The following is an 18567-nucleotide window of genomic DNA, read 5'->3' on the forward strand; positions in this document are numbered from 1 at the left end:
TCACGGAATCGCTATGCGCATTATCCATACCTCGGACTGGCACCTTGGCCAGAACTTCTACAGCAAGAGCCGCGCGGCCGAGCACGACGCCTTTCTGCACTGGCTGTTGACCACCGCCGAGGCGGAACGCGTAGATGCGATTATCGTCGCTGGCGATATCTTCGATACCGGTTCGCCGCCGAGCTACGCCCGCGAGCTGTATAACCGCTTCGTGGTAAATCTGCAGCAAACCGGCTGCCATCTGGTGGTGCTGGCCGGCAATCATGACTCGGTGGCCACGCTCAACGAATCGCGCGATATTTTGTCCTTCCTCAATACCACGGTCATTGCCAGCGCCGGGCATGTGCCGTTTATTTTAAACCAGCGCGACGGCACGCCCGGCGCGGTGTTCTGCCCGGTACCGTTCCTGCGCCCACGTGACATCATCACCAGCCAGGCCGGGCTATCGGGCAACGAAAAAGTGCGTCAGGTGCTTGAAAGCATTACTGAATACTACCAGCAGCAGTACCAGCAGGCCTGCGCGCTGCGCGGCGACCGCCCGCTGCCGATTATCGCCAGCGGCCACCTGACTACCGTCGGGGCGAGTAAGAGCGACGCGGTACGCGATATCTATATTGGCACGCTGGACGCTTTTCCGGCGCAAAACTTCCCGCCGGCCGATTACATCGCGCTGGGGCACATTCACCGGGCGCAAAAAATCGGCGGCAGCGAGCATATTCGCTACAGCGGTTCGCCCCTCCCCTTGAGCTTTGACGAAACCGGCAAGACCAAAAGCGTCAATCTGGTCACGTTTGCCGACGGCAGCCTTAGCGACGTCACGCCGCTCACCGTGCCGGTCACCCAGGCGCTGTCGGTCATTAAGGGGGACTTCAACCAAATCAGCGACCAGCTGGCCGCCTGGCGCGACGCGCCGTCGGAGCCCACCACATGGCTCGATATTGAAATCACCAGCGATGAGTATCTGCACGATATTCAACGCAAAATTCAAGCCATCGCCGATGACCTGCCGGTTGAGGTGCTGCTGGTGCGCCGCAGTCGCGAGCAGCGCCAGCGCATTCTGGAAAGCCAGACGCGCGAAACGCTGAGCGAGCTGAGCATTGACGAAGTCTTCCATCGCCGCCTGGCGCTGGAAACGCTGGAGGACGCGCAGCAGCAGCGCCTGCAAACGCTGTTTAACGAAACGCTGCAAAGCCTTGGCGAGGAGCAACAGCCATGAAAATTCTCAGCCTGCGCCTGAAAAACCTTAACTCGCTCAAGGGCGAGTGGAAAATCGACTTTACCGAAGAACCGTTTGCCAGCAACGGTCTGTTCGCCATTACCGGCCCGACCGGCGCTGGCAAAACCACCCTACTCGACGCTATCTGCCTGGCGCTGTATCACGAGACGCCGCGCCTGAATACCGTCTCACAGTCGCAAAACGATCTGATGACCCGCGATACCGCCGAATGTCTGGCGGAAGTGGAGTTTGAAGTCCAGGGCGTAGCCTATCGCGCCTTCTGGAGTCAAAACCGCGCGCGCAATCAGCCGGACGGCAATTTACAGGCCCCGCGCGTGGAGCTGGCGCGCTGCGCCGACGGACAGATTCTGGCTGATAAGGTCAAAGATAAGCTCGAAATGACCGCGTCGCTGAGCGGGCTGGACTACGGGCGCTTTACCCGCTCGATGCTGCTGTCTCAGGGGCAATTTGCCGCGTTTCTCAACGCCAAACCGAAAGAGCGCGCCGAGCTGCTGGAGGAGCTGACCGGTACCGAGATTTACGGCCAGATTTCCGCGCAGGTGTTTGAAAAACACAAACAGGCGCGCAACGAGCTCGACAAACGCCAGGCGCAGGCCAGCGGCGTCGTCCTGCTGGCCGAGGAGCAGCGGCACGCGCTGGAACAACGTTTGCAGGCGCTTACTTGCGATGAACAGCAGTGGCAACAGCAGCAGGCAACCGCCGTACAGCATCAGCAGTGGCTGGCGCGGCATGGTGAACTTGAGCAAGATGCGCAGAAAACCCAGCTTGCGCTTAACGAAGCTCAGCAGGCGCTGACCGCCGCACAACCACAGCTTGCCGCGCTCAGCCGCGCACAACCCGCTGAAGCGCTGCGCCCGCGCTGGACGCAGGTCCAGGAGCAGGCGGCCACAGTAGCCCGAACCCGCGCCCAGGTACTGGAAGTAAATACTCGCTTACAGGATACCCGCACCCTGCGCGATCGTATTCGCCACGGTGCTGAACGCCAGAGCGCCGCGCTGACGCAGGCCTCTCAGCAGCAGCAGCAGTGGCTACAGGCACATGCCTCTATTCAGCGTTGGCAGGGCGAACTGACCGGCTGGCGCGGGGCATTCGCCCTGCAGGCGCGGGAACGCGAACAGCGGAAAGCACTGGCGCAGCGTCGGCAAGCGCTGGAAACACAGTTGGCCCAGTTGCCACCTTCCAGCCTCACGCTCAGCCAGGAAGAGGTTGCCGCGCAAATCGCCGAACACGCGGCCGCACGCCCGTTGCGCCAGCAGCTCAGCGCCCTGCACGCGCGGTTTATTCCGCTGCAGGCCCGCCGCAGGCAGTTAACGGATGCCCGGGAGCAGAGCCAGCAGCAGTTGACAAACATTACCGCCGCGCTCACCCAGCGACGTCAGGCGTATAAAGAGAAAAAACAGCAACTTGCCGACGTAAAAGCAATCTGCGATCTGGAAGCAACCATCGTCAAGCTGGAAGCCGAACGCGCGCGTCTGCAGCCGGATGCGCCGTGCCCGCTGTGCGGTTCGACTCACCATCCGGCGCTAGCCGAATACCAGGCGCTGACGCCCGATGCTAACCGCGCACGCCGCGATGCGCTGGAAAAAGAGGTCTCCCGGCTGGCTGAAGACGGTGCCGCGCTGCGCGGGCAGCAGGAGACGCTGCAAAAGCAGCAGCAAAAGGATGATGAGGAGTTAATCTCCCTTTCTCAGCAGGAGCAAGTACTTACATCACAATGGCAGGAAACCCAGCAACGCCTGCGTATCAACCTGCAGCCCAGCGACGATATCAGCGGCTGGCTGGCGGCGCAGGACGACGCCGAACAGCAGCGCTATCTGCACAGCCAACGTCTGACGCTAGAGCAGCAAATTCGCGAATTAGACCAGCAACAAACACAGCTGCGCGAGGAGCAAGAACAGCGGGCCGCAGCGCTCACCCAGGCGCTGGCCGCTTTCGATCTGGCGCGACCAGACGTGGATGAAGAGAACGGCTGGCTGGCAGCCCGTGAAGCAGAAGTCGCCCAGTGGCAGCAACAGCAGGCGCAGAGCCAGGAAACCCAACAGCGGCTGGCGCAGATCCAGCCGCTGCTGGAAACGCTGCCGCCCGCCCAAAACGCCGACGATGGGCAGCAAACACCGCTTGATGGCTGGCAGCAGGTGCATCATGACTGCGTGTCGCTGGAAAGTCAGTGGCTCACGCTCCAGCAGCAGGAAACGCGAGAAAGCCAGCGCCTGCAGGAGGCCGAACGGGCCTTTGAACAGCAGCTCGCCGCATCGCACTTCACCGATCGCCAGGCATTTCTCGATGCGCTGCTGGACGCCGACGAGCGCCTGCGGCTGGAACAGCTTAAACAGACGCTGGAAACCCAGCATCAGCAACGACAGACGCTCGCCGTTCAGGTGCAGGAGGCGCTGCAACACCATCTGACTCTGCGTCCGGAGACGCTGCCGACGACGCTAACGCTTGCCGACGTACAGAGGCAGCTTGAGCAGCTGGCGCGGCAGCTGCGGGAAAACAGCGAACATCAGGGTGAACTGCGCCAGCAGCTCAAGCAGGACGAAGTTAACCGCCAGCAGCAGCAGTCGCTGCTGGCCGAAATCGAGAAAGCCAACGCTGAACTGGAAGACTGGGCGCATCTGAATACGCTCATCGGCTCCAAAGAGGGTGACAAGTTCCGTAAATTCGCCCAGGGGCTGACCCTGGATAATCTGGTGTGGCTCGCCAATGAGCAGCTCAGCCGCCTGCACGGCCGCTATCTGCTGCAGCGAAAAGCCAGCGATGCGCTGGAGCTGGAAGTGGTTGATACCTGGCAAGCGGACGCGGTGCGCGATACCCGCACGTTGTCTGGCGGCGAAAGCTTCCTCGTCAGCCTGGCGCTGGCGCTGGCGCTCTCGGATCTGGTCAGCCATAAAACCCGCATCGATTCGCTGTTCCTCGATGAAGGCTTCGGGACGCTGGACAGCGAGACCCTCGACACCGCCCTCGACGCGCTGGATGCGCTCAACGCCAGCGGCAAAATCATCGGCGTCATCAGCCACGTTGAAGCGATGAAAGAGCGCATTCCGGTGCAGATTAAGGTGAAAAAAATCAACGGATTGGGATATAGCCGATTGGATAAAACGTTTGCGGTTGAGTAAACCCTCCACCTAATATAGGCCCGATAAGCGTAGCGCCATCGGGCATTCCGGTGCACATTGCCGGATGGCGGCTACGCCTTATCCGGCCTACAGAAAATACCAACTCACGCCGGCCACAGCCACGCCGCCCCACGCACCCCGCTGGAGTCTCCATGTAACGCCTTGCGAATCGGCGTTTCACACTCCCCGCCAAATACCCACTCTTTCACCAATTCGGGCACCGTCTGGTAAAGCCGCTCAACGTTACTCATCCCGCCACCCAGCACAATCACGTCCGGGTCGAGAATATTCACCACGTGGGCCAGCGATTTAGCTAGCCGTTGTTCGTAGCGACTTAAAGCCAGCTCCGCCAGCGCATCACCCTCATCGACCAGCCGCATAATTTCGCCGCCTTTCAATGGGTTGCCACTCAACCGCTGGTAGTCGGTCGCAAAACCCGTACCAGAGATAAACGTCTCAATACAGCCCTGCTTACCGCAATAGCACGGTACCTCCGCGCGATAGTGCAGCTCGTCTTCGTCCATCCACGGCAGCGGGTTGTGCCCCCATTCGCCCGCGGTCCCGTTACCGCCGATGTGTGCACGTCCCCCCATCGCCACCCCTGCGCCGCAGCCGGTGCCAATAATGACCGCAAACACCGTCTGCGCCCCCGCAGCCGCGCCGTCCACCGCCTCAGAAACCGCCAGACAATTGGCATCGTTCGCCAGCCGCACCTCACGGTTCAGGCGCTGGCTCAAATCTTTATCAAACGGCTGACCGTTAAGCCAGGTGGAATTGGCGTTTTTTACCACGCCCGTATAGGGTGAAATGGAGCCGGGAATACCCACGCCGACCGTCCCGGTTTGCCCGGTCGCCTCCTCAGCAAGAGCAACCAGATGCGCAATGTTCTCAATGGTTTGCTGGTAGTCACGCGGCGTCGGCAGACGGTGACGATAGCGCTGCTCTCCACGCTCGCTCAGCGCGATAACTTCCGTTTTCGTTCCACCCAGATCGATACCAATTCGCATTCATCACTCCTGTTTAAAACAATGCAAGGCCAGAGACAATTCGTTATGATTGCACGCTGATTTAACGATAACACCGTGGAAATTATCATGCTGTGGTTCAAAAATTTAATGGTTTATCGTCTCAGCCGCGACATCTCACTGCGTGCGGAAGAGATGGAAAAACAGCTCGCTGAGATGACCTTCACCCCGTGCGGCAGCCAGGACATGGCGAAAACCGGTTGGGTACCGCCGATGGGTTCACACAGCGATGCGCTGACGCACACAGCCAATGGCCAGATCATCATCTGCGCGCGTAAAGAAGAGAAGATCCTGCCCTCTCCGGTGATTAAACAGGCGCTGGAAGCGAAAATCCAGAAGCTGGAAGCCGATCAGGGCCGTAAGCTGAAAAAAACGGAAAAGGATTCCCTGAAGGATGAAGTTCTGCACTCCCTGCTGCCGCGCGCCTTCAGCCGCTTCAGCCAGACGATGATGTGGATCGACACCGTCAATGACCTGATTATGGTCGACTGCGCCAGCGCCAAAAAAGCGGAAGATACGCTCGCGCTGCTGCGTAAAAGCCTCGGTTCACTGCCGGTGGTCCCGCTGACGCTGGAAAACCCGATCGAGCTGACGCTGACCGAATGGGTGCGCTCCGGTTCGGCCGCGCAAAGCTTCCAGATCCTCGATGAAGCAGAATTAAAAGCGATCCTCGAAGACGGCGGCGTGATCCGCGCGAAAAAACAGGATCTGGTCTGCGACGAAATTGCCGTGCATATCGAAGCCGGCAAGCTGGTGACCAAGCTGGCGCTCGACTGGCAGCAGCGTATTCAGTTCGTGATGTGCGACGACGGTTCCATCAAGCGTCTGAAGTTCTGCGATGAACTGCGCGATCAGAACGAAGATATCGACCGGGAAGATTACGCCCAGCGTTTCGATGCCGATTTCATTCTGATGACCGGTGAGCTGGCGGCGTTGATTAAAAGCCTGGTAGAAGGATTAGGCGGCGAAGCGCAGCGTTAATCCAGGCGGTATCCCTTCCTGCCGCAGCAGGAAGGGCACGCGTTACAGATAGCGGCACAGATAAGAGGTAGGCTCGGCAACCTGCAGGTTAAACTCGCTGTTGCCCGGCACGTTGAACACTTCCCCGGCGGCGTACACTTTCCATTCGGTTTCACCCGGTAACAGCACGTTCAGCGCGCCGCTGACCACGGTCATTTCTTCCGGCTGCGCGGTACCGAAGGTGTACTCGCCTTCCGCCATCACGCCCACGCTAGCACGCCCGGTGCTGCTGCTGGAAAAACCAATGGATTTCACTTTTCCGTCGAAGTATTCGTTGCTTTGAAGCATAAACAGGCCCTTATTCTCGTGTCGTAAAAAGACCAATATAGGGGGGCGAACAGAAACCTGTCACGCGAAATTCTCTCGTTAACACAATAATTCTGCTGCCAGTCTGGCGACCAGCACATTCGATAATAAAACGGGCACATCCAGCGCCTTTTGTAACAGGTCACGATGGCGCTGATGGTAGCTGAGTGAATCCAGCACCAGCACATCGGCCCCCTGCTCCAGCAGCGAACTGCCGGCGGAGATCAGATGCTGATCGGTATCGCGCATCGGGTTTGCCAGCGCGTAATACGGTGAATTAGGGAGCATCTGCCACTTTTCCTGCTGGGCGTTGAGAATGCCTTCAACAGGCACCAGCACCCCAACCTGATGCCCCTCAACGATAGAGGCGACCAGCGGCGGAATAATACGCTGAGGCTCAAGCAGCATGGCGTTGCGCGCGACCATACTGCGAAGCTTAAACGTATTCAACAGCAAAATGACATCGTAGGACTGGTTATCCAGCACCTCAATAACGGACTGCAGGCTCAGCTCAACCTTCGGGCGGGAAACTTCAATAAACTGGTTATCGCTTAACAACACCAGTAAACGTTCTTCTCCGGGTTCTGGTGCATACTCTTCCATGACAGCGGCACGGCTCATATTACCTAACAGGCTAATGTGGGTGATTTGATCTTCCCTGATGTGCTCGGTCAAAAGCGGCAAAACTTCCCTGACGGGTACAACCCCTATCGTAAGAATCGCCATTGTTGCACTCATGTTATATACCTTCTGCTTTTCTAACAGCTCACTTTACAAATAGCCACCTGGATGGATGCAAAATTCCGCTCAGAAGCGTAGCAGCTGCCGTGAGTGGCGAAATGTAAAGATTCCAGTTATTTCCAGTACTCTCCTGATATGTTTTGATTTTAACTTTTTCATAACATAGAGAATAGATGAAAAATGTGATTTGCGCCCGATATAACCACGAAATAAAAAAGGGTATATCGACAGCGCAATGCACAACATGAGGAAGGTGTGATCGGAAAGCTGAGCGTCTTGTTAACTCACGGTGGCCAGATGCAGAACATCCAGGATTTGTGTCACCACGCGCTCCGGTGCGGTCGAGGCGTCGACGACGTAGTGTGCGGTTTCCCGATACAGCGCATCGCGCTGGGCCAGAACATCGGCCACCTCTTCGCTGATCGGTTTACCGGTGAGCGTCGGGCGCTGATCGGCTTCAGGAAAGGCTTCCAGACGGCCTGCCAGCACGGGCACCGGCGCATTGAGGTAAATCACCACGCCGCTCTGACGCATAAACTCGCGATTCACTGGCGCGAGGATAATCCCACCGCCGGTGGCAATCACCGTCCCCGGCGCCGTCACGGACATTAAGGTTTCCGTTTCGCGCGCGCGAAAGCCCTGCCAGCCTTCTGCCGCGACGATATCCGCCACGCTCAGGCCTGAGCGCTGTTGCAACACCTGGTCGGTATCAACGAATTGGAAATGGCAGGCGCGAGTCAGCGCTTGGCCTATCGTCGTTTTTCCGCAGCCTCGGGCTCCGATAAGAAAAATAGGCTGTGTCATGACCTGGCATTCCCCTTGATGACGCGTAATTGCGGGACGTATGTGTGAAGCGTGAATCATACCACCAAACTAGTACACAAGTAAGTGTAAACTTTAAGTTACAATAACATTCACTCTGAGCGAGCCATTCGCTTTAAGTGCCAATATTGCTCACCGTAAAGCGTAAAAAATATATTCCACAAAGCGTGGCGCTAACAGTACATGAAAGTATCTGGCTTTGACAAGCCGAACGACGCGGCTAACGGTAGCACAATGTGATGACACAAATCCTGTCAGCCTCGTTTCACCGCCAGCAGCCACTTATCCAGCTCGGCGGCAAACTGCTGGCGATCGCGCTGAGAAAGGGCGCTCGGCCCGCCGGTCTGAATGCCGCTGGAACGCATGGTATCCATAAAATCGCGCAGCGTCAGGCGCTCGCGAATGGTGGCGTCGCTGTAGCGCTCACCGCGCGGGTTAAGCGCCGCGCCGCCCTTCTCCAGCACTTCCGCCGCCAGCGGAATATCGGCGGTTATCACCAGGTCGCCAGGCTGACAGAGGCGCACGATCTCATTGTCGGCCACATCGAAGCCTTTTGGCACAACCATGGCGCGGATAAAACGCGACGGCGGGACGCGCAGATATTGATTCGCCACCAGCACCAGCTCAATCTGCGTGCGGTCTGCGGCGCGGTACAGCACTTCTTTAATCACGTTCGGACACGCGTCGGCATCCACCCAAATCGTCATACACACTCCGGTCTACGCGTCGTCTTAAAAGCCGATTATACGTTAAGCACGGCGGAGGACGTAATAAAGTGTAATCCGGGTCACAAAAGTAGATTACCCATCGCCGGGAATGGCCTATAACAGTACACTACAAAAAAACAGATAGAGGGAGAGAGATGATGGACAAGAAAATTGGCTTCATTGGCTGCGGTAATATGGGTAAGGCCATTCTCGGCGGCCTGATTGCCAGCGGGCAGGTGCTTCCTGGGCAGATTTGGGTCTATACCCCCTCCCCGGATAAAGTCGCCGCCCTGCGCGATGAATTCGGCATTAACGCGGCGCAAAGCGCGCAGGACGTGGCACAGATTGCCGATATCGTCTTCGGCGCCGTGAAGCCGGGAATCATGGTAAAAGTGCTGAGCGACATCGCCTCCAGCCTGAACAAAGATTCTCTGGTGGTTTCCATTGCCGCCGGCGTCACCCTCGATCAGCTGGCGCGTGCGCTGGGCCACGACCGAAAAATCGTCCGCGCCATGCCAAACACCCCGTCACTGGTTAACGCCGGTATGACCTCGGTAACGCCGAACGCACTGGTGACGCCGGAAGATATTGCCGACGTGCTGAATATTTTCCGCTGCTTCGGTGAAGCGGAAGAGATTGCCGAACCCATGATCCACCCGGTCGTTGGCGTCAGCGGCTCTGCTCCGGCCTACGTGTTTATGTTTATCGAAGCGATGGCTGATGCCGCAGTGCTCGGCGGTATGCCGCGCGCGCAGGCGTATAAATTTGCCGCACAGGCGGTGATGGGCTCTGCGAAGATGGTGCTGGAAACCGGCAAGCATCCGGGTGAGCTAAAAGACATGGTCTGCTCGCCTGGCGGCACCACTATCGAAGCCGTGCGCGTGCTGGAAGAGAAAGGCTTCCGCTCAGCGGTCATCGAAGCGATGGCAAAATGCATGGAAAAATCGGACAAGATGAGCAAGTCCTGAGTGTACTGGCCCGGCAATCGCCGCCGGGCCAGGCTCGCTTGCCATAAAAGTGAATTTATTTATTTTTCAGACAGGTGCTCATAAAGGTTTTACGCTCGTCGCCTTTGAGGGCCTTCTGACCCGCCTGCGCGTTACAATCCTTCATTTTCTGCTGCTGCGGCGTCATCGCTTTACCGCTGGGTGACACCCCTTCACCTTTTAAACAACTGCTCATGTAGGTTTTACGCTCATCGCCCTTCAGGGTTTTGGCCGTCGCCTGTTGATTACAGCTGCTCATGCGCTGCTGCTGCGGCGTCAGGGTTTTCTCCGGCGCGGCGGCGGTCGTTGCCGCAGAGGCCGCGCTGGCCGCAAACAGTCCACACAGTAGGGTAACCAGTATTGTTGTTTTCATTGCACCATCCTTTTGTGAGTAGAACTCTGTAAGTCTGGTCGCTGGCAGGAATTTTACCAGGCCAGCGGCCGAATTTTTGCCGCTGGCCTGGAGGAGGATTACAGCCCCAGGGCCGCTTTCATGGTGTAGTAGAGGTCGGTCTGGTCGGTCAGTCCCACCACGTTAGCCGCGTGCGGACCATAGGCCGCAATGCGCAGCTGGGTGCCGGTATGTTCCATCGACTCCTCTTCCGAGTTGCCGTAGCTCATCACCATGACCGAGCCGTCTTTGGTATTCAGCGCCTGCGTCAGGCCTGGCGCTTTGGTTTCCGGCGGAATAATCTGGCTGGCATGCGCGTGGTCGGCGGTCACAATCACCAGCGTGTTGCCGTCTTTTTTAGCAAACGCCAGCGCCTTCTGTACCGCTTCATCCAGATCGACCGTTTCACCAATCTGGCCGCACGGATTCGCTGCATGATCCTGTTTATCAATCGACGCGCCTTCTACCTGCAGGAAGAAACCTTTTTCACTGCTGCTCAGCAGTGAGATGGCCTTATCGGTCATCTGCGCCAGCGTCGGCACGCTGGCGTCGCGTTTCGGATTTGGTGCGCAGGTGACCGCAGGTTTATCGAGGTTACCGTGGAAGGTGGCCTTCGGCCCTTCCCAGCGTACCGGCATATTACCGTCGGAAAACAGCCCAAGCAGCGGTTTGTCCTGGTTAGCCTGGGTAATTGCTGCCAGCGATGTGGCGTTATCGACCAACTGATAGCCGCGCGCCTCGGCCTGCTCGCGCAGGGTTTTACCCTGCCACTCACCGGCGGTGGCGGATTCAGCGAAAGTTTTTGCGCCGCCGCCCAGCGTCACGTCGGCACGGGCGTTAAGCAGCTGTTCAGTGATAGAGCCTTTGCCGCCTTTTTCCAGCGCATTGGTCGGGCATTTTTCGCTGGTGACGCTGGGACCATAGCACTTACGCGAGGTCACATGAGAAATCAGCGCCGCCGGAGTCGCATCCTGCAATTCGGCGGTAGAGACGTTGCCGGTTGCCAGACCAGCGGCCTTCGCCAGTTCAAGAATAGTCTGGAGATCCTGCTCATGAATATCAACGCCCAGCGCGCCGTTATAGGTCTTCACGCCGGTGCTCCAGGCCGTGGCCGACGCCGCAGAGTCCGTCACGTAGTCTGGCTTACCGGTTTTTTTGTTCAGGGAATAATGCGTGTACTGACCGGTGAGCGGCAGCGCGTCAATACCTTTAAAATAACCGCCCGCGCCTTCGGCATAGTTACGTGCGGCGGTAATTTCAGAATCCCCCATCCCATCGCCAATCAGCAGAATGACATTTTTGGCCTGCTTATTATTTAATGAAGCGCGAATCGCTTCGGTCTGATCGGCAGATAAACGACGCGCGCCGCCAGGCTGGGCAATATCCCCCTGCGCGGCACGGTTATCGAGAACGGCAGTGGCGGTTTCCGCCTGCGCCGCAGAAAAGCCCAGCAGCGGTAATAATGCGACAGCAATAGCACGGTATTTCACTTGAGATTCTCCATGTACAAATACTTAAAAAAGGAAACACGGAGACTGTAAGAAAAGAGTATGACAGTTTAATGACCACACTTAATAAGCAGGCACCTACCCTTTTTCGGGGGTGCGAAATAACCGTTGTACATGGTTATATAATAATTCGTGATGATGATCGGTGGACGTTTCTGACGGTGCGAGCTTATTCAGCACCACGGCAATGTCGTTATCTAACGCGCCGCCGGGCGTATTCTTCATATGCTGCAATAGCGTGGTTACCACCACTTCCAGCGCATCAACCTGAATACGTAGCGCGTTTGCCTGGTCTTCCTTTTCGGCCAGTTTCACCAGCAATTCAGCAATGAAATTTTTCATCGCGCATTTTCCTTGTATGACGGCAATAAGCAGGACGCCAGCCCTGAAAAAATAAATAGACCAGAAAAACAGACGGTTCTATTCCCCTCTAGCAAGCACGAATAGAATTACAACATCCAGACAATTCTGCAAGTGGAACCCGCAAAAATATAATCCCCATGAATATCATGGTATTAGTTTCTTACGCAGTCAGCGAAACGTTTTGCTCGCATAATAATGCAATGCTATAGCTCAAAGTTGAATAAGAAAAGAATAAAACGAGGGAATAACGCCAGGAGAATAATTCCCTCGTCCGCACAATATTACTGTCGCGTCGGCTGCGCCCGTCGCAGCATTACCGCCAGTTGCCAAAGGTTAATCAACACAATCACCGCGGTGGCCATAAATACCCAACGGAATCCCGCCATAGCAGAAATTGACGCGCCAATTAGCGGCCCGGCCACATTACCCAGGTACATAAACGACTGGTTATAGCCAAATATACGGCCGGTCACACGCTCGCTGATATATTTAAGCAGCAGCGTCTGCACCGCGGGCAGCATCGCGCCATCGGCAAAGCCCAGAATAAAGCGCAGAATGCCCAGCTGCAGCGGCGTGGTCACAAACGACATGGCGAAGAACAGCACCACGGCGAAGGCTAGCGTACCGAGTAAAATACGCGCGGTACCGATACGGTCGCCGAGCTTGCCCAGACGCGGCGCAGACATCAGCGCCGATACGCCGGGAACAGCAGCGATCATGCCGCTTAAAAAAGCGATATTGGTGCTGTCCGGCGACATTGATTTAATAAACAGCGCCAGAATCGGACTAATCGATCCATTACACAGCTGAATGACCATGGTGGTGACGAACAGACTGATCACCAGCCCCGGATAGGGCAACGAGGCAAACACCGCCTTGCCGCTGAGCTTCTCGCCTTTTTCCAGTACCGGCCGGGCCCCCTCTTTAATCAGGAACAGCGTGACCATAAAGCTCACCAGCAGCAAAAACGCGGTGATAAAGAACACCATCCTCAGGCCGACGTGGTCGGCAAGAAAGCCGCCGAGCAGCGGCCCGCCGATAACGCCGGTGATCTGCGCCGTCGACAGCGTACTGAGCGCCCAGCCGCTGCGCTCGCGCGGCACCTGCGAAGCCACCAGCGCCATGGCGTTTGGGATATAACCGGAGGTTAAACCCATCACGGCGCGCAGGAAAAACAGCTGCCAGACGTTAGTGGCAAACGCCTGCAGTAGAATGGCTACTGCCATCCCCAACGAGGCGCGCAGCAGCATCAGCTTGCGTCCTTTACGATCGGCAAGGCTGCCCCACATCGGCGATACGATGGCCGACACCAGAAAGGTGACGCTGAAGGTCAAGCCCGACCACATGGACAGCGATTCGTGCGAGGTGACCCCCAGCTGCGCCACGTAGAGCGGTAAAAAAGGCAAAATTTGGCTAATCGCCAGCCCGGTGAAAAAACAGCCGAACCAGACGGAGATAAGGTTAACCTTCCAGGATTCCATAAAAACGCGCGTACTTCTGTTAACGAGGACAGACTGTCAGGTTAGCAAGTTGCCCGTCTCACCGTATTGTCAGAGATGCTCAATCGATTATTTCAGAATTTTATCAGTCGATTAGCCCATTTGTGTGATTTATGTCACGAGAAAACCGCCGTTCACTAGTGACTTATCCTTAGCGTCTGCGCAAGATTTACGCCGAACAAGATGGAAAAGGCAGATACCCCGCAGCGCGCGTGGTATGTTATGTGCTTTGCGTTTGGAACGGATGGAATTAGAGAATGGCAAAGTTGCGGGTTGGGATTGTTTTTGGCGGCAAATCGGCGGAGCACGAAGTCTCCCTACAGTCCGCGAAGAATATCGTAGAAGCGATTGATAAAACGCGTTTTGACGTCGTGCTGCTCGGCATCGACAAACAGGGTCAGTGGCACATCAGCGACGCACAGAACTATCTGCTGAACGCGCAGGACCCGGCCCGTATTGCGCTGCGCCCTTCCACGACGACGTTGGCCCATATTCCTGGCCGCGAGCATCAGCAGATGATCGACGCCGCCAGCGGCCAGCCGCTCGATGAAATCGACGTGATTTTTCCGATTGTGCACGGCACGCTGGGTGAGGATGGCTCACTGCAGGGCATGCTGCGCATGGCGAACCTGCCGTTTGTTGGCTCTGATGTTTTGGGCTCTGCCGCCTGCATGGACAAAGACGTCACTAAGCGCCTGCTGCGCGACGCCGGGCTGTCGATTGCGCCGTTTGTTACCCTGACGCGCCGTAACCGCGACAGCTTCACCTTTGCCGATATGCAGGCGAAGCTCGGTCTGCCGCTGTTTGTGAAGCCGGCGAACCAGGGCTCATCCGTCGGCGTCAGCAAGGTCAACGATGCCGAACAGTACGCCAAAGCCGTGGCGCTGGCATTTGAATTCGACCATAAAGTGGTGGTGGAACAAGGCATTAAAGGGCGTGAAATTGAATGCGCCGTGCTGGGTAACGACGATCCACAGGCCAGCACCTGCGGCGAAATTGTGCTGAACAGCGAGTTCTACGCTTATGACACTAAGTACATCGACGATAACGGTGCGAAAGTCGTGGTACCGGCGGCTATCTCCGCTGAAGTGAACGATAAAATCCGCCGCGTGGCAATTGACGCTTATCAGACCCTGGGCTGCTGCGGCATGGCGCGCGTCGACGTGTTCCTCACCGCCGACAATGACGTCGTGATTAACGAAATCAACACCCTACCGGGCTTTACCAACATCAGCATGTATCCGAAACTGTGGCAGGCCAGCGGTCTCGACTACACCTCGCTGATTAGCCGTCTGATTGAGCTGGCGCTGGAACGCCATCAGGCCGATAAGGCGCTGAAAACATCGATGAACGGCTAACGCCACCGCTGTAGGCCGGATAAGCCAAAGCCGCCATCCGGCAACCTGCGCCATCAGCCTGATGGCGCTACGCTTATCAGGCCTACCCAGCAATGCGGCTATTCTTCCCGACGACGAATAATAAACCCCGCCAGCCAGAAGCTAATCACCCACGTCACCATCCCCACGGCATAGGTTTGCCAACCCTTCGCTTCAAACCCAAGCAGGCCCACAACCCCGTTAAGAATAAAGATAAGACCAATGGCAAACGCATAGTAGTGCCAGTCGCGGCGGATTTTTACAGGCAGGTTCATAACGGCTCCAGCAGAAAAAAAACAGGATGCCATAAACCCGTGACAGCGTCTGTGGTGTGAACGGCAGTTTGCAGATGTTAAATGGATTTAACGTTAAGCAAAAGGGGGGAATCGGCGAATCGGCGGGCAAAACCAGGAATATTCCTGCTCAAAATTTACCATAAATCCGATATTGACAACCGCCGTCTGCTGCCACACTGAACTCAGCAACCCGCAATCGTCCGTATTTATGTCATTCTGGGGGTCCCAATGACAGATTTCACTTTGTCAAAACTCATGTTCAGTGGGAAGAAAAAGGCATCCTCCGCCTCCGGCAATCTGGCGTACGTGCTGTTCGTACTGCTCTGTTTTTCGGTGGGGGCTCAGCTGCTGTCGCTGGTGCTGCACGCGCCCGGTATTTATGAGCACCTGATGCAGATACAGGACAACGGCCGTCCGCGCGTGGAAATTGGGCTCGGCGTCGGCACGCTGTTCGGCCTGGTGCCGTTCCTCGCAGGCTGCGCCATCCTTGGCGTGGTGTCACTGGTGCGCCGTCTGCGCCACCACGATTAGCGGATCGCCATACATCTGGCGCGACGTTCGTCCACCCGTTTAGCAAACCACGCCGTGGTTAGCTGGCGGGTGATTTTCGGGCTTTCCAGCTGAATCCCCGGCAGCATCTCTCTGGCCAGCGGTTTACCGGCCTTCTGCTCGGCAATCTTGTAGACGCCTTTATACAGCGCGGTCGTTTCAAACGCCTGGCTGTCGCCTTTTTGCAGCTGGCGGTGGATCTCGCTGTTGCTCAGTGACAGCTTATCCGCCAGCTTTCTGACCGCCATCTCCGTGCTGCCCGCCTCATCGCTACCATAGAGGATCACGTCGCCGTCCAGCGCCAGCTTCACGCCGGTCGCCTTACTGACCGCGTACTGGAACGCGGCGTTGCGGCTGGCGTACCAGCCGGCGTTAAAGTCGGCAAAGCGGTAAATCGGCGCCGTATAGTTAGCCGGATAATTCAGCAGATGGTATGTACCAAACCACAGACCGCCGCGCAGGGAGAACACTTCCTGGCGTACGGTGCCGCTCATTCTCCACGGGTAGTTGTCCTGATGCTGCTCGGCAAACGCAATGCTGACCTGCATCGGGCCGCCGGTGTGTACCGGGTTCAGCGAGCCAAACAGCTTCTGTCCCATTGGCACCATGCCGATGAAATCATCAAATATCGCGCTCAGCTGCTTTTCGGTTTTCACGTTGTCCAATCGCTCGCTGTAGCTTTTGCCATTCGGCGAGTTAATTTTCAGCGCGGTGTGTACCAGAAAGACCGGAATATGCATCTTCTCTGCCCGCCGGTCGATCTCCTGCCAGGCTATTTTGCTAAGGTTCGGCACCGCCGGGTCGGACTGGTAGTTCGACTCCTGCTGCGCCACCGCCAGCACCGCACAGATGTTTTCTTCCGTAGGTGCCAGCTTCTGGCTGTCGAAGGTTTTCGCCAGCGCCTGCGCCCAGGCATCCCTGTCCTTTACGCTGGCCGGCATTTTTTGCCGCACGACGCTTGCCACATCAACCGGTTTTTCGCCCTCTTTCAGCGTGGGCGCCTGCTGGCTGGTACAGGCGCTTAATAGCGCGGCAGCCAGCAGGGTAAGAGAAAACGAACGGTACCGCGTTGTGGCTATCGCCATGGGCTATCCTTATCAAAAATAAAGGGTTATCGCTTAGCTCTGCGGCTGAACGACTTCATCCGGCAGATCTTTATTATCCAGCTCTCGCTCGAAGCTGCGCAGACGTTTGTAGATGGACATCAGTTCCACCAGCGTGGTCCAGGAGCTGATCAGGTACTGGAACGATCCGCGTACCTGACCAAAGACGTTGGTTATCTGCGTCATCAGACCGAGCGTAATCGTACCGGCAACAATCGACGGAAACAGCAGGAACAGGCCGAAAACGTTATCGACCTGCAGGTACAAAATGCGGGCGATGTTGAAGTACATATAGTGGAAATAGAGGCGGAAATAGTTGCGGCGCACCGCGCTGAACAGCTCGCATACGGTCGGTGGCGTCGCGCGAGTGGCGTCATCTTCACCGTAGACCAGCTCTTTACGATAAGCCGCTTCGACGCGCTGATTTTTAAAGTTCAGCCCTGGCAGCTTAATCCCCACCACCGCCAGCATCCCGGTCCCCATCAGCGACCAGACGATCGCGGCAATCACCAACCCATACGGGACGTGGCCGACAATCGGCAGGTCCGGTACGTGCGCGGAAAGCGACACCAGCACCGGCAAGAAGGCAATCAGAGTCATGATGGCATTGATAAAGCTGGTGCCCATATCCTCCAGCGTCGAGGCGAAGCGCATGGTGTCTTCCTGCACACGCTGGGCCGCCCCTTCAATATGGCGCAGGTGCTGCCAGTGGGCCATGTAGTGTTCGTTCATCGCGGTACGCCAGCGGAAAACATAGTGGCTCACGAAGAAGTTGTTCAGCACGCCAATCACGACGGCAATCAGCGCAATCCCGAGGAAGATACCGATCTCCTGATAGAACTGATTAATCGATACCTTGTTCGGCGAAGCCAGCGCGGTCTGGATCAAATCGTAGAACGGCGCATACCAGGCGTTGATGGCAACCCCCACTTCGACCATAAACCAGGTTACGAAGATAATCAGCGCAGTGCCCAGAATCGACCAGTACTGCCAGCGGTGCGGGCTGCGGATAAACCAATAGCCGGCAAACAGCGCAACGCAAATCAGATAGTAGGCGTAGAACACGAGGTAGTTCAGCGACCAAAAGCGCGCAGCGCTAATCGGCACATCGGCACTTGCGCCGGTGAGACGCAGCAGCCAGCTGCCGCCGCCCGCCTGCCAGAAAATGACCGCAATCATTGCCCAAATAAACGCCGAGAGAAAAAAGGGTCCCGGCTTGGGGAAAAAAGACTTAAACATAGTGCTCTCCTGCTTACTTCTTATGGTTTTGCTTTATGCTGTGACAACAGAATACCGCTACGGATCGTTTTTACCGTAAAGAGGTATTAAGCAATGTAACGTGCTATCAGACCGGAAAATGTCGCCAGAGTTCGCCGGCGGTCGCTGTCACTATCATACGCGCCGGATCACAAAAGTGCGTATTCACTGCGATGAATAATCAGCGTATTTACGCTCGGTTACGTTTTTCCCGCTATCATACCGATTTATGGCGCTGTGCCTGATGCCGATTCGCGGTATTTTT

General features: G+C 56.7%; 18 protein-coding genes. 6 read left to right on the top strand and 12 right to left on the bottom strand.

From position 1 onward, the window contains the following. Window positions 1–13: 13 nt before the first annotated feature. A complete protein-coding gene (sbcD, locus tag H7R56_RS18285) occupies window positions 14–1216 on the top strand; it encodes an exonuclease subunit SbcD (RefSeq protein ID WP_106928072.1) in 1203 nt (400 codons plus the stop codon). Then, a complete protein-coding gene (gene sbcC, locus H7R56_RS18290) occupies window positions 1213–4353 on the top strand; it encodes an exonuclease subunit SbcC (RefSeq protein ID WP_106928074.1) in 3141 nt (1046 codons plus the stop codon). Before sbcD ends, sbcC begins: the two co-directional genes overlap by 4 nt. 104 nt (window positions 4354–4457) lie before the next feature. Here sbcC and mak read toward each other — a convergent pair whose 3' ends face one another. Then, window positions 4458–5360: a fructokinase gene (mak, locus tag H7R56_RS18295; RefSeq protein ID WP_106928076.1), complete on the bottom strand. Its 903-nt coding sequence runs from the start codon at window positions 5358–5360 to the stop codon at window positions 4458–4460. Window positions 5361–5447: 87 nt separating this feature from the next. Here mak and rdgC point away from each other — a divergent pair, with 87 nt between their 5' ends. Continuing rightward, window positions 5448–6359, top strand: a complete 912-nt coding sequence (gene rdgC, locus H7R56_RS18300) for a recombination-associated protein RdgC (RefSeq protein ID WP_106928078.1) — start codon at window positions 5448–5450, stop codon at window positions 6357–6359. Window positions 6360–6401: 42 nt separating this feature from the next. Here the strand turns inward: rdgC and ppnP are convergent, their stop codons facing one another. The 4 genes from ppnP to H7R56_RS18320 all read right to left on the bottom strand — a co-directional run bounded on the left by ppnP (window position 6402) and on the right by H7R56_RS18320 (window position 8974). Continuing rightward, the gene (ppnP, locus tag H7R56_RS18305; protein WP_106928080.1) at window positions 6402–6686 is read right to left on the bottom strand and encodes a pyrimidine/purine nucleoside phosphorylase; all 285 of its coding nucleotides are present in this window, start codon (window positions 6684–6686) and stop codon (window positions 6402–6404) included. A 78-nt stretch (window positions 6687–6764) separates the two neighbouring features. Beyond that, window positions 6765–7442, bottom strand: coding sequence for an AroM family protein (locus tag H7R56_RS18310; protein ID WP_106928082.1), 678 nt, complete (start codon window positions 7440–7442; stop codon window positions 6765–6767). Window positions 7443–7724: 282 nt separating this feature from the next. Beyond that, on the bottom strand, window positions 7725–8249 hold the full coding sequence (gene aroL, locus H7R56_RS18315) for a shikimate kinase AroL (RefSeq protein WP_106928084.1): 525 nt from the start codon (window positions 8247–8249) through the stop codon (window positions 7725–7727). A 272-nt stretch (window positions 8250–8521) separates the two neighbouring features. Continuing rightward, on the bottom strand, window positions 8522–8974 hold the full coding sequence (locus tag H7R56_RS18320; protein ID WP_064547826.1) for a YaiI/YqxD family protein: 453 nt from the start codon (window positions 8972–8974) through the stop codon (window positions 8522–8524). Window positions 8975–9132: 158 nt separating this feature from the next. Between H7R56_RS18320 and proC the strand changes: the two genes are divergently transcribed. Beyond that, the gene (gene proC, locus H7R56_RS18325) at window positions 9133–9942 is read left to right on the top strand and encodes a pyrroline-5-carboxylate reductase (protein ID WP_106928199.1); all 810 of its coding nucleotides are present in this window, start codon (window positions 9133–9135) and stop codon (window positions 9940–9942) included. A 55-nt stretch (window positions 9943–9997) separates the two neighbouring features. Here proC and H7R56_RS18330 read toward each other — a convergent pair whose 3' ends face one another. The 4 genes from H7R56_RS18330 to H7R56_RS18345 all read right to left on the bottom strand — a co-directional run bounded on the left by H7R56_RS18330 (window position 9998) and on the right by H7R56_RS18345 (window position 13703). Continuing rightward, window positions 9998–10333, bottom strand: coding sequence for a PsiF family protein (locus H7R56_RS18330; protein ID WP_106928086.1), 336 nt, complete (start codon window positions 10331–10333; stop codon window positions 9998–10000). 98 nt (window positions 10334–10431) lie between these two features. Beyond that, entirely contained in the window at window positions 10432–11841 is a 1410-nt protein-coding gene (phoA, locus tag H7R56_RS18335) for an alkaline phosphatase (protein WP_106928088.1), read from the bottom strand. Window positions 11842–11937: 96 nt separating this feature from the next. Beyond that, window positions 11938–12201, bottom strand: coding sequence for a sigma-S stabilization anti-adapter protein IraP (locus H7R56_RS18340; protein ID WP_106928090.1), 264 nt, complete (start codon window positions 12199–12201; stop codon window positions 11938–11940). A gap of 302 nt (window positions 12202–12503) precedes the next feature. Then, the gene (locus H7R56_RS18345; RefSeq protein ID WP_106928092.1) at window positions 12504–13703 is read right to left on the bottom strand and encodes a multidrug efflux MFS transporter; all 1200 of its coding nucleotides are present in this window, start codon (window positions 13701–13703) and stop codon (window positions 12504–12506) included. A gap of 275 nt (window positions 13704–13978) precedes the next feature. Here H7R56_RS18345 and ddlA point away from each other — a divergent pair, with 275 nt between their 5' ends. Next, window positions 13979–15079 carry a D-alanine--D-alanine ligase gene (ddlA, locus tag H7R56_RS18350; protein WP_106928094.1) on the top strand — a complete coding sequence of 367 codons (1101 nt, stop codon included), beginning with the start codon at window positions 13979–13981 and terminating at the stop codon, window positions 15077–15079. A 98-nt stretch (window positions 15080–15177) separates the two neighbouring features. Here the strand turns inward: ddlA and H7R56_RS18355 are convergent, their stop codons facing one another. Further along, a complete protein-coding gene (locus tag H7R56_RS18355; protein ID WP_106928096.1) occupies window positions 15178–15372 on the bottom strand; it encodes a DUF2754 family protein in 195 nt (64 codons plus the stop codon). A 249-nt stretch (window positions 15373–15621) separates the two neighbouring features. Here H7R56_RS18355 and H7R56_RS18360 point away from each other — a divergent pair, with 249 nt between their 5' ends. Beyond that, window positions 15622–15924, top strand: coding sequence for a DUF2755 family protein (locus H7R56_RS18360; RefSeq protein WP_106928098.1), 303 nt, complete (start codon window positions 15622–15624; stop codon window positions 15922–15924). On the opposite strand, the gene H7R56_RS18365 is transcribed toward H7R56_RS18360, so the two are convergent. Together H7R56_RS18365 and sbmA are read right to left on the bottom strand one after the other, a co-directional pair. Next, complete coding sequence (locus H7R56_RS18365; protein WP_106928100.1) at window positions 15921–17027, bottom strand: DUF1615 domain-containing protein; 1107 nt, start codon at window positions 17025–17027, stop codon at window positions 15921–15923. The two genes, H7R56_RS18360 and H7R56_RS18365, sit on opposite strands and share 4 nt — an antisense overlap. 33 nt (window positions 17028–17060) lie before the next feature. Beyond that, window positions 17061–18284: a peptide antibiotic transporter SbmA gene (sbmA, locus tag H7R56_RS18370; RefSeq protein WP_106928102.1), complete on the bottom strand. Its 1224-nt coding sequence runs from the start codon at window positions 18282–18284 to the stop codon at window positions 17061–17063. Window positions 18285–18567 lie beyond the last annotated feature (283 nt).

Origin of the sequence: Klebsiella sp. WP3-W18-ESBL-02 (assembly GCF_014168815.1) — a bacterium.
GTDB classification, from domain to species: Bacteria; Pseudomonadota; Gammaproteobacteria; order Enterobacterales; family Enterobacteriaceae; genus Kluyvera; species Kluyvera ascorbata_B.

Bases quoted from the DNA above. Each gene is read 5' to 3' on its own strand.
- sbcD (WP_106928072.1), top strand. From the start codon at position 14: ATGCGCATTATCCATACCTCGGACTGGCACCTTGGCCAGAACTTCTAC.
- sbcC (WP_106928074.1), top strand. From the start codon at position 1,213: ATGAAAATTCTCAGCCTGCGCCTGAAAAACCTTAACTCGCTCAAGGGC.
- mak (WP_106928076.1), bottom strand. From the start codon at position 5,360: ATGCGAATTGGTATCGATCTGGGTGGAACGAAAACGGAAGTTATCGCG.
- rdgC (WP_106928078.1), top strand. From the start codon at position 5,448: ATGCTGTGGTTCAAAAATTTAATGGTTTATCGTCTCAGCCGCGACATC.
- ppnP (WP_106928080.1), bottom strand. From the start codon at position 6,686: ATGCTTCAAAGCAACGAATACTTCGACGGAAAAGTGAAATCCATTGGT.
- H7R56_RS18310 (WP_106928082.1), bottom strand. From the start codon at position 7,442: ATGAGTGCAACAATGGCGATTCTTACGATAGGGGTTGTACCCGTCAGG.
- aroL (WP_106928084.1), bottom strand. From the start codon at position 8,249: ATGACACAGCCTATTTTTCTTATCGGAGCCCGAGGCTGCGGAAAAACG.
- H7R56_RS18320 (WP_064547826.1), bottom strand. From the start codon at position 8,974: ATGACGATTTGGGTGGATGCCGACGCGTGTCCGAACGTGATTAAAGAA.
- proC (WP_106928199.1), top strand. From the start codon at position 9,133: ATGGACAAGAAAATTGGCTTCATTGGCTGCGGTAATATGGGTAAGGCC.
- H7R56_RS18330 (WP_106928086.1), bottom strand. From the start codon at position 10,333: ATGAAAACAACAATACTGGTTACCCTACTGTGTGGACTGTTTGCGGCC.
- H7R56_RS18340 (WP_106928090.1), bottom strand. From the start codon at position 12,201: ATGAAAAATTTCATTGCTGAATTGCTGGTGAAACTGGCCGAAAAGGAA.
- H7R56_RS18345 (WP_106928092.1), bottom strand. From the start codon at position 13,703: ATGGAATCCTGGAAGGTTAACCTTATCTCCGTCTGGTTCGGCTGTTTT.
- ddlA (WP_106928094.1), top strand. From the start codon at position 13,979: ATGGCAAAGTTGCGGGTTGGGATTGTTTTTGGCGGCAAATCGGCGGAG.
- H7R56_RS18355 (WP_106928096.1), bottom strand. From the start codon at position 15,372: ATGAACCTGCCTGTAAAAATCCGCCGCGACTGGCACTACTATGCGTTT.
- H7R56_RS18360 (WP_106928098.1), top strand. From the start codon at position 15,622: ATGACAGATTTCACTTTGTCAAAACTCATGTTCAGTGGGAAGAAAAAG.
- H7R56_RS18365 (WP_106928100.1), bottom strand. From the start codon at position 17,027: ATGGCGATAGCCACAACGCGGTACCGTTCGTTTTCTCTTACCCTGCTG.
- sbmA (WP_106928102.1), bottom strand. From the start codon at position 18,284: ATGTTTAAGTCTTTTTTCCCCAAGCCGGGACCCTTTTTTCTCTCGGCG.